This window comes from bacterium, from assembly GCA_030019025.1.
Lineage (GTDB): Bacteria > Hydrothermota > Hydrothermia > UBA1063 > UBA1063 > UBA1063.
The window spans coordinates 6555-15780 of record JASEFR010000035.1; the positions used below are offsets into that span (position 1 = coordinate 6555).

The following is a 9226-nucleotide window of genomic DNA, read 5'->3' on the forward strand; positions in this document are numbered from 1 at the left end:
CGTAATTTTGCGTTAGAACATCAGCAGTAGCATCAAAGGGTTCTGAAAAGAGGGAAAGTTTTTTCTTAATCGTGGAGATGGCGTTCGTTCTCGCAGCGACCGCCTGAGCTTTGAGGGCTTCCTTTGGAAAAGAAATTGGTACCTCTCCTTTCAGAACTCCTTCCACATATTCTTCAACGGGAAGTTCGTTGACTACGTATATCTTACCGGAATTAGAAGGTCTTACTTCCACAATTCCACTGGCAAGGAACGGCTTTCTATCTGTTCCCCCATAATAGAGGTTTTTTCTTTGAAAATTCATTACCTTTATCGGTGACTTTGAAATGATCCTTATTATATTATTGGCCTCATAGGATTTCTCACCAAAACGAAGAACCAATGTTCCCGATGGTGCTGTTTTTACTTCTTTAAATATGGTTTTTCTTTGCGATGATGATTTTTTGAGAGCTTCACTTTGACTTTCAAAAGGACCCTGATAAACAAGGTAGGAAATAGTTGAATATGTCCCTTTCTTAGTCTTAAATGTCATGCCAATTTCTCTTATTTTAATTTTCATGCCGTTTCCAGCTATTTCCCTTCCTTTTTCAAGGGCTTCGCTGAGAGTTTCGTACTCCCCATAGCTCACATAGTAGTAAAAATTTGCAGGTTTAGCCTTTTTTATGGTGACTCTTAGGGGGGACCTTGTACCTTTGTATCTAAGAGTATTTCCTTCGTAGATATAGAAGGAATCTTCCAACATCATGTAAACTTCACTGTACTCACCGAGTCCCACCCTTATGGTAGTTTCCTTGGGTGGCCAAGTGAAAGGAATGTGTGGGAGTTCAAATTTTTCAGCTTCTAATGGCATTTCTTTAAGGGATTTTCGTCGGGCGCAGGTAGAAAAAAATACTAAAGCCAAGAGCAGAATTTTTACTAAATCACCTATTTTCCAGCACACTTATCCTTTCCCTTGCTTTCCTGGCGTATATGGACCTTGGTGGAGCCAGCGTTAATACTTTGTAGTAGCACTCAAGGGCCTCTTTTGTATTTCCAAAGTCCTCAAGAATTTGCCCTTTTAAAAAATATGCGTCATCCAAATATATTTTGGGTATTCCCCACTGGATGAATTTGTCGAGCATTTCGAGGGCATTTTCGTACATCTCTTTTTTCAGGTAGTCCTTCGCTAAATTAAGGTAGGCTTCTCCGAGGATAAATTGTAGTTCTGCGTCTTCCTTATATTTTACTATTTTGCTCGAGTTTTTAATGATTTCCTCCCATTGGCTAAGAAGGTATAGACATTTAATATATTCCTGGGCAATTTCTTCAAAATCTCCTCCTTCTGAAACGTATTTTTCAAAAAAATTTTTGGCTTCCTGGTAGTTGTCCTCCTCCATTAACTTCTGAGCAATAAATTTTGATCTGCTACCAAGGGGAAAATCTGGTGAAATCTTGTAGGCTTTGTAATAAGAGTTTATAGCCATATCTTTGTATTTCAGGCTCAAAGCACTGTCGCCGAATTCAAGGAGAAGCTGGACAAGCCTTATCCTCGTTCTGCTGTCCTCCGGAGTTTCGATGCCCATGAGTGTTTCATAAGCTGGTTTCATGTTTTTTCTGAGGAAATAAATCTTTGCCAGGTAGATTTGAATGATAGGGGAAAAATTACCTTCTGCTTGAGTCTGATAAATTAAGTTTTCTGCTTGGTCGAGTTTACCCTTTGCGATTAACTCTTCAAGTTTTGCGGAAATGTCTTTTGCAAAAAGGAAGGAATTGAAAAGGAGAAATAGGAAAAAGTTCCTATATTTACCCATCATCTTATGATCGAGCCCGGTGGCACATCTTTTTCCGGTGTAAGAAGCACTGGTTTTCCATCGAGGTCGCAGGCGAGGATCATGCCGTTGGAAGTTATGCCCCTTAACTTTTTGGGCTCTAAATTAACCAAGACGGGAACTTTTTTGTGCAGAAGTTCTTCTTTTGTGTAAGTTGTCTTCAAACCTGCTACCAATTCAACAATTTTGTCCCCGAGATTTACTTGCAATTTGTAAAGCTTGTCTGCACCGGGAATGTCATCCACGGAAATTATTTCACCTATTTTGATTTCCAGTTTTTTAAAATCTTCAAATTTTACAAATTCCATAGGCTTCTCCTCTTTTTTCTCTTGGTTTGTGCTTATTTCAGCTCCTACGCTTATTGGTTTATGCTCTATTTTCTTGTAAAGGATTTCTACATTCTCGGGCACGATATCTTTTGAGAATTTCCAGCTACCTGCGTCTTCCCAGGACAAACCGAGTTCTGAAATTCCGAGCATTTTTCTAATCCTTACTGCCGAATCGGGTAAGTAAGGTTCAATTACAATACTTAAGGCTTTTACCATTGAAGAGCAGAGGTAAAGGGTCCTCTCGGTCTCCTTGTAATCTGTTTTTCTCGTACTCCATGGTCTCTTGTAATCAAAATACTGATTGCCTTTTTGAGAAAAAGCCATTATTTCTTTTAGGGCTTTTCTAAACTCAAAGTTTTCCAGATAACTGCCTACTTTTCCCGGTAATTCTTCGATTTCTTTTATAATCTCCAAATCCATATCTTTAAAGCCTTCTATATCTGATGGTATTCTTCCCATGTAGTTTTTGATAAAGGAAAGGGTTCTGTTCACAAAATTTCCAAGGTTGTTAACAAGTTCACTGTTTATCCTTGTGTGGAATTCTTCAATGGAGAAGTCCGAATCCTTCGTTTCAGGTATAACGTTGGCAAGTCCGTATCTAATGTAGTCCGCTGGGTATTCCTTTAATAAGTCTGGAATCCATATTGCCCAGTTTCTGGATGTGGACAATTTTGCACCCATCAAGTTGAGAAATTCATTGGCTGGAACGTTGTCGGGCAAGTTGTAGTCTCCGTGGGCCATAAGCATAGCCGGCCATATAAGAGTGTGAAATATGATATTGTCCTTTCCGATAAAGTGAATGACTTTCGTTTCAGGGTCCAGCCAGTACTTTTTCCATTCGTCAGGTTTACCGATTTTTTCTGCCCACTCAATTGTTGATGAAATGTAACCAATCGGCGCATCAAACCACACGTATAGTACTTTTCCTTTTGCTTCTTCCAGAGGGACTGGTACTCCCCAGGAAAGGTCCCTTGTAATAGCTCTATCTTGAAGTCCATCCCTTACCCATGAAAGCGCTTGATTAAGGACGTTTTCCTTCCAGTAGGTCTTGGAGGAAAGCCAATCTTTTAATGGTTTTTCAAATTCTTTTAGCTTGAAATAGTAATGGTGTGAAGTTCTCACAACAGGAGTTGAACCGCAGATCGTACACTTGGGGTTAATTAAGTCCTTTGGTTCCAACCACCTTCCACACTGTTCACACTGGTCTCCTCTTGCTTTTTCATTTCCGCAATATGGACACGTACCTTCTACATACCTGTCTGGTAAAAACCTCTGACAATTAGGACAATAGAGCTGTTCAATTTCCTTTTTGTAAATATAGCCTTTTTCGTAAATTCTAAGGAAGAATTCTTGCGATAATTTGTGATGTAAGGGCTTTGAAGTTCTGGAAAAGTTATCGAAAAAGATATTCAGGCCATCAAAACTTTCCTTAATATTCCGATGGTAGAAATCTACTATTTCCTTAGGAGTTTTGCCTTCTTTATCTGCCTTAATGGTAATTGCTACTCCGTGTTCATCGGTTCCACAGATATGGATTGCATCTTTCTTCTTTAGCTTGAGATACCTCGTATATATGTCCGCAGGCAAATAAGCCCCTGCTATATGGCCTATGTGTAAAGGACCGTTTGCGTAGGGCAAAGCGCTTGTAATTAAATACCTTTGCATACCTTTATTATAAAGAGGATTGTTAATACTTCAAAGAGTGTTTTGATTTTTAAATTGGCAGAACTCTACTTTTTCAGTTTATCAAGTATGTTGGTTAATGTTGCTAAGTGCTTTCTCTCTTCAGCAAGTATCTGATTTAGCAGAGACCTGTTTTTTTCGGTTTCTACTTCCAGCAGGAAGTTGTAATAATTAATGCTCGTGGTTTCCATTTCAATAGCGAAAATAATTATTTTTTCAGGTGTATCAAGGGTTCTTATTTTTTCCTGCAATTTGTTCTTTTTGAAAACCGCAATTTGTCCAATAGCTTTTACATAATCTTCATAGTCTTCATCGTTTATTCTAATCTCTCTGCTTCCTTTGAGACCCCTGAGAATTTCCTCAAAGGTTTCTTTATGCTTTAACTCTTCTTTTGAAAGAAAATGAAAAACTTCTTTTAAGTCTTTCGGGACTATATTTTCTGCTTCTTTGTAAAATTCAAATCCACTTTCTTCAATTGCGATGGCAATGTTTATGATCTCTGATTTCGTAAACATGTTATCCCCCTTACTTAATTTCTCTCTTTTTTGAAAATTCTTTCTAAATCTTCAAGTTTTATGAGAACTTTTCTGGGTTTTGTTCCTTCTTGAGGGCCAATAATTCCTAACTGTTCCAGCTGGTCAATTACTCTTGCTGCCCTCGCAAAGCCGAGTTTGAGTCTTCTCTGTAGTAATGTTGCTGATGCTTTTCCCTCAAGTATAACAGCTCTTGCCGCTTCTTCAAGCATTGGATCCCATTCACCTTCTTCCACACCAATCTCCTCTTCCGTTTCCGCTAAGGGAATCTCAGTCATTTCGGGAATTTTTCTGTAGTAGTTGTTTCTGATTTCGTTCATCTTTTCTTTTACAATTTGTGGTTCCAATTCTAAGTATTCGCAAAGGAGCTCAGTTGTTTTTTCTTCCAACTCTTTTAATCCCGGTTCATCAACTCTAATGAAAGGCAAGTATAAGTTTTCATCCATGAGTTCTTCCACAAGTTCTACTGCTTTTTGGGCTTCTAAGCCAAAGTAGCTCTTAATTGTCCTGATAAGATAGTGGTGTGTGAGAGTTCGTGAAATCTTTTTAGTTTCCTCCTCTGTTATGAGTGGCCCGTGGATTCTCACCTTTTCTGACGTTCCCGGAGGTATGAAGATCATATCTCCTCTTCCCAATAGTTTTTCAGCTCCCCCATCATCTAAGATTGTTTTTGAGTCAACTCTACTTGGAACTTTAAAGGCAATTCTTACGGGAAAGTTTGCCTTTATCATGCCTGTGATAACGTCTACCGAAGGCCTTTGTGTGGCTACAATTAGGTGAATTCCAACCGCTCTTGCCATTTGTGCAAGTCTCGCCAGTGGTTCTTCAATTTCTCTTCCTGTGGTGATAATGAGGTCGGCAAATTCATCAATTATAATGACGAGATATGGAATGGGTTCACCACCAGATTTGACCATTTTTTCATTGTAGCTGGAGATGTCCCTTGCAGTTTCTTTTGCAAACAACTTGTAGCGATAATCCATCCATTTAACTGCTTTTTTAAGTACCTCCACCGCAAGCTTTCTATCCTTTACTACCGGAAGAAGGAGGTGCGGAATTCCTTCGTAAAGAGAGAGTTCTATTCGTTTTGGGTCAATTAGAACGAATCTTACCTGTTCAGGTTTATTTCTAAAAATTATACTGGTAATGATAGTATTAATGCACACTGACTTTCCGCTCCCCGTTGAACCGGCTATAAGGAGGTGGGGCATGTTGGAAAGGTCGGCATAGACAGGATTACCAGCGGTGTCGACACCGAGGGCAAAGGCTAAAGGCGTTTCTAAATTGAAAAATTCAGCCCTTTCAACTAGTGCCCTCAAATACACCGTCTTCCTGTTTTTATTTGGAATTTCAAAGCCTACTAACCCTTTGTTTGGAAGAGGTGCAATTATCCTTATTGCATTTGACCTCATTCTTAGGGCAATGTCATCGGCTAGGGAGGAAATTTTTGAGAGTCTTATACCGGGGGCGGGTTCGTACTCGTATCTCGTTACCACTGGTCCTGGGTAGTAATTTACAACCTTACCCTCTATATTAAACTCTCTCAGTTTTTCTTCAATTAAAGTTTTGTTTTTTTCCAGTTCCTGTTTTGAGTCGGTGGCATCAAAAGGTTCTGCGGGTTTAAGAAGATTTATGAGGGTATGGGGATCGATTTCCTCTTCATCGGCAGTTGGTAAGGGTTTTTGATATTTTGAGCTTGTTTGGGTTAAAGTCTCTTTTACCTTTGGCTCCGTTTTTGGGGGTTCCTTCTCTTTATTAGATTCCCTTTTTATCTCCTCTTTCTCTTTCTTTCTTTTTTTCAAAAGACGCGGCACATTTATGATAAACGAGGACATTATTATAAAAAGAATGGAAACAATTATTTTACCAGCGATGCCAAGATTGTTTAAAAGAAATGTAGAAACTCTCACTGAGAGGTTTCCCGAGAGGGGGATGGGTAAGTACAAAGAAATGATGAATAGAATGACGAAAATTGCCAAAAGTTCTAATAAAAATTCCTTTTTTGCCCTATTTAAAAAAACCATGAAGCCATAGATAGAAAAGATTAAGGAAATCAGCGCTGAAAGCAGGTAGCCTATTTTTGTCACAAGAATGGATGCAATTATATAACCGAGTTTTCCTCCCCAGTTTGTAATTTCGCTTTCTGGTAAATACGATGCTACGCTAATAAGTAGGAATAAGAAACCGAAGGAAAAAAACAGGGAGGCAATACGTTCGCTAATAAAGAGTTTGTTATCAGAACTTAAATATAGTAGGTAACCGGTGAAGGCAAATAGTAAAAGAAGAATCAGAAGTTCCATGGATAAATAATAAGCTAAAGGCCAGGACTTATCAAATCATTTATATGGTTTTCTAAACAAAAAAACAAGAAGTTCAAACTCTTTTTTAAACTCTTTTTTGCTTCCCGGATCAAGGATTTTTTTGCTAAAGACCGGAGTTTTTAATAATTCGTTCTTAAATTCCCACGAATGTATGTAAACTTTCCCGTGTAATTTTTTGATCTCGTTTATCTCCTCTGGAGTAAACCATTTAAGATTAATTTCCCTAAGCCTGGTGGTATCCACGACAATAGAATCTATTCTCATGTAATCCAATATTGTGTAAATTTGCTCTTTATTATATTTCCCAAGTCTTAAGAGGGTGCTTCTTGCATTTATTGTGTTTTCAAATATTTCTCCCTCTAAGGCTTTGAGGGGAGTAGTTTCAATTCCAAGTTTTTCAATTTCTTGAATTGCTGCTTTACTAAGAGTGTACCTAATTGGATGCCTTACTGTGAGCTGAAAAACGTTCTGAGTGAAAAATAGCATTACAAAGGAAAGGATTCCGGCGGAAATGGGTGTTATGATCCATGCAAGTGCTATATCTTTAAGGACTTTAAAGTTTATAAGCCTACCTGCTCCCCTTGCTAACCCTATACCTATCATAGCACCAATAACAACTTGTGAACTTGAAATAGGCACGAGGGGAAGGGTAGGAAGGTGAAGTAACATTAGGATTTTTCTCAGAATGTCTGAAGAAAAGAGAAGCAGAACGATGGCCTGAGTGAAAACGACGACAATTCCAGCTAAGGGAGAAAGTTTTAAAATTTTTTCTCCAACAGTTTTCATAACCCTTTTCGAACCAGTGAGAATTCCGATGGCTATTGAGAGTGCCCCTACAAAAAGAAGGATTTGGAGAGCAGTAATCTCAAAGTTCCCTATGTAAATATTTTTAAAAGGATTGGAAAAGATGTAAGCACCGACGATATTTGCGATGTTGTTAGCTCCAAAACTGAAAGCGCCAAAAGCACCGAGAAGGATAAAGGCTAATCTGAGTAAATAGTCTATTGTAAAGAGGTTTATTTTCGCTTTTGACTGTACCCTGTGAAGGTATTTATAAAGTAGAAAGGCAAATAGGAACGCGATCAGAGGAGAAATGATCCATGCTTTGATTATTTGGGTGAGGGAGTTAATGTTAACAAGTTCTCCGGCAAAGAGACTCCATCCCACTATGCCACCCACAAGGGCTTGAGTAATTGAAACGAGGAATCCAGCTTTTGTCATCCAAATCACGGTCAGTCCTGTGGCAAGGCAAACGGTGAAAGCCCCACCAATTGCGTTAATTTTTCCGAGCTCTCCTATGCTCTTCGTTGTATTTGTTCCCTGAAGAACTGCACCTAAAATCACGAAAATAGATGCAATGGTGAGGGCTGTTTTTAGTTTTACCATCTTAGAACCCACTGCGGTACCAAAAATATCAGCAGTGTTGTTAGCCCCAAGCGACCATCCGAGAACCAGTCCGCCAGTTAAAAGTATAAAGTTCATGCTAATCTCTTTATCACATAAATGGAGAGGCGGTCACAAACATCCTCTGCTTTGTCTGAAACCGTTTGGACCAATGTTATGAGGTTTGATAATTGAATTTTGCAACAGGGTTCTATTGTGTTATCTTCAAAGATTTTCTTCTTGATCTCATTACCGAGTTGGTCACATTCGTGCTCAAAGTGCATTACAGATATTATGTGGTTTCTAACTTCCTGTATGTTTTTGAAATACATTCGGATTGCCGAAGCCATTTCTAACACGCAGGACGCTGTATTTTCAAGGAGAAGTTCAAAGGTTTCAACGGCAAAATCTGGTATGGCTGGTCTTTGAATATTGAACTCAGTCATCACCTGGGCCATAATGTTTAAAACAGGATCTGCATTTTCAATAATTCCAAGTACATCTCCTCTCGACTCCGGGATTAAAAGCTCCATGTAAATTACATTTTCGATTTCTCTTCGGAAAGAGTCTCCTCTGCTCTCGAGTTCGTCAACTTTTCTTGCTTTTTCTGCAAATTTTTCTATATTTTTTCTAAGATATAAAATTAAACCATCCTTAAAATTGAGAGAAGCCTCAATAAAGAAGTCGAGGTAGGTGTCGATTTTTCCTTCCAATTCTTTGGTTTTCTTCCAGATACTAAGCATAATCACCTCCAGAGAAATGATTGTAAATCTTATGAAAAATCAAGTCAAACAAGAGAGTGAAAGTGCAGAATTATTGACAATTCTAATAAGATGTGTTATATTTAACTTTGTAACAAGTTTTGAGAATCTGAAATAAAGGAGGTTTAGATGAAAAGGGGATTTACTTTGGTTGAGTTAGCGATAGTGTTAATCGTTATCGGCCTTATAATTGTTATAGTCTTAAGGGGACAGGGACTTGTGGAAAATGCCAGAATTTCAAGGCTAACGAGAGATTTCCAGGGAATTCAGGCAGGCTTTTATTCTTACTATGACAGGTACGGTATGTATCCCGGTGACGATTCTACTGCAGGAACGAGGTGGCCAGGAGAGGTAAGCGGTAATGGTAATGGTTACGTTGATCCATCAGAAGCACCTTATGTCTGGAGTCAC

General features: G+C 38.7%; 8 protein-coding genes. 1 reads left to right on the plus strand and 7 read right to left on the minus strand.

Going from position 1 to position 9226, the window contains the following annotated elements:
* The 7 genes from QMD82_07925 to QMD82_07955 form a co-directional block, all read right to left on the minus strand.
* The coding region (locus QMD82_07925) for a SpoIID/LytB domain-containing protein (protein MDI6851842.1) at positions 1–847 on the minus strand (847 nt) is incomplete at its 3' end.
* 70 nt (positions 848–917) lie between these two features.
* A complete protein-coding gene (locus QMD82_07930; protein ID MDI6851843.1) occupies positions 918–1787 on the minus strand; it encodes a hypothetical protein in 870 nt (289 codons plus the stop codon).
* Positions 1787–3799, minus strand: a complete 2013-nt coding sequence (gene metG, locus QMD82_07935) for a methionine--tRNA ligase (GenBank protein ID MDI6851844.1) — start codon at positions 3797–3799, stop codon at positions 1787–1789. Before metG ends, QMD82_07930 begins: the two co-directional genes overlap by 1 nt.
* 65 nt (positions 3800–3864) lie before the next feature.
* The gene (locus QMD82_07940) at positions 3865–4332 is read right to left on the minus strand and encodes a ferritin family protein (GenBank protein MDI6851845.1); all 468 of its coding nucleotides are present in this window, start codon (positions 4330–4332) and stop codon (positions 3865–3867) included.
* Positions 4333–4346: 14 nt separating this feature from the next.
* On the minus strand, positions 4347–6650 hold the full coding sequence (locus tag QMD82_07945; GenBank protein ID MDI6851846.1) for a DNA translocase FtsK: 2304 nt from the start codon (positions 6648–6650) through the stop codon (positions 4347–4349).
* A gap of 36 nt (positions 6651–6686) precedes the next feature.
* Complete coding sequence (locus QMD82_07950) at positions 6687–8153, minus strand: inorganic phosphate transporter (GenBank protein ID MDI6851847.1); 1467 nt, start codon at positions 8151–8153, stop codon at positions 6687–6689.
* The gene (locus QMD82_07955; GenBank protein ID MDI6851848.1) at positions 8150–8797 is read right to left on the minus strand and encodes a DUF47 family protein; all 648 of its coding nucleotides are present in this window, start codon (positions 8795–8797) and stop codon (positions 8150–8152) included. Before QMD82_07955 ends, QMD82_07950 begins: the two co-directional genes overlap by 4 nt.
* 147 nt (positions 8798–8944) lie before the next feature.
* On the opposite strand from QMD82_07955, the gene QMD82_07960 reads away from it, so the two are divergent.
* Positions 8945–9226: prepilin-type N-terminal cleavage/methylation domain-containing protein (locus tag QMD82_07960; GenBank protein ID MDI6851849.1), on the plus strand; the 282-nt coding region annotated here is incomplete at its 3' end.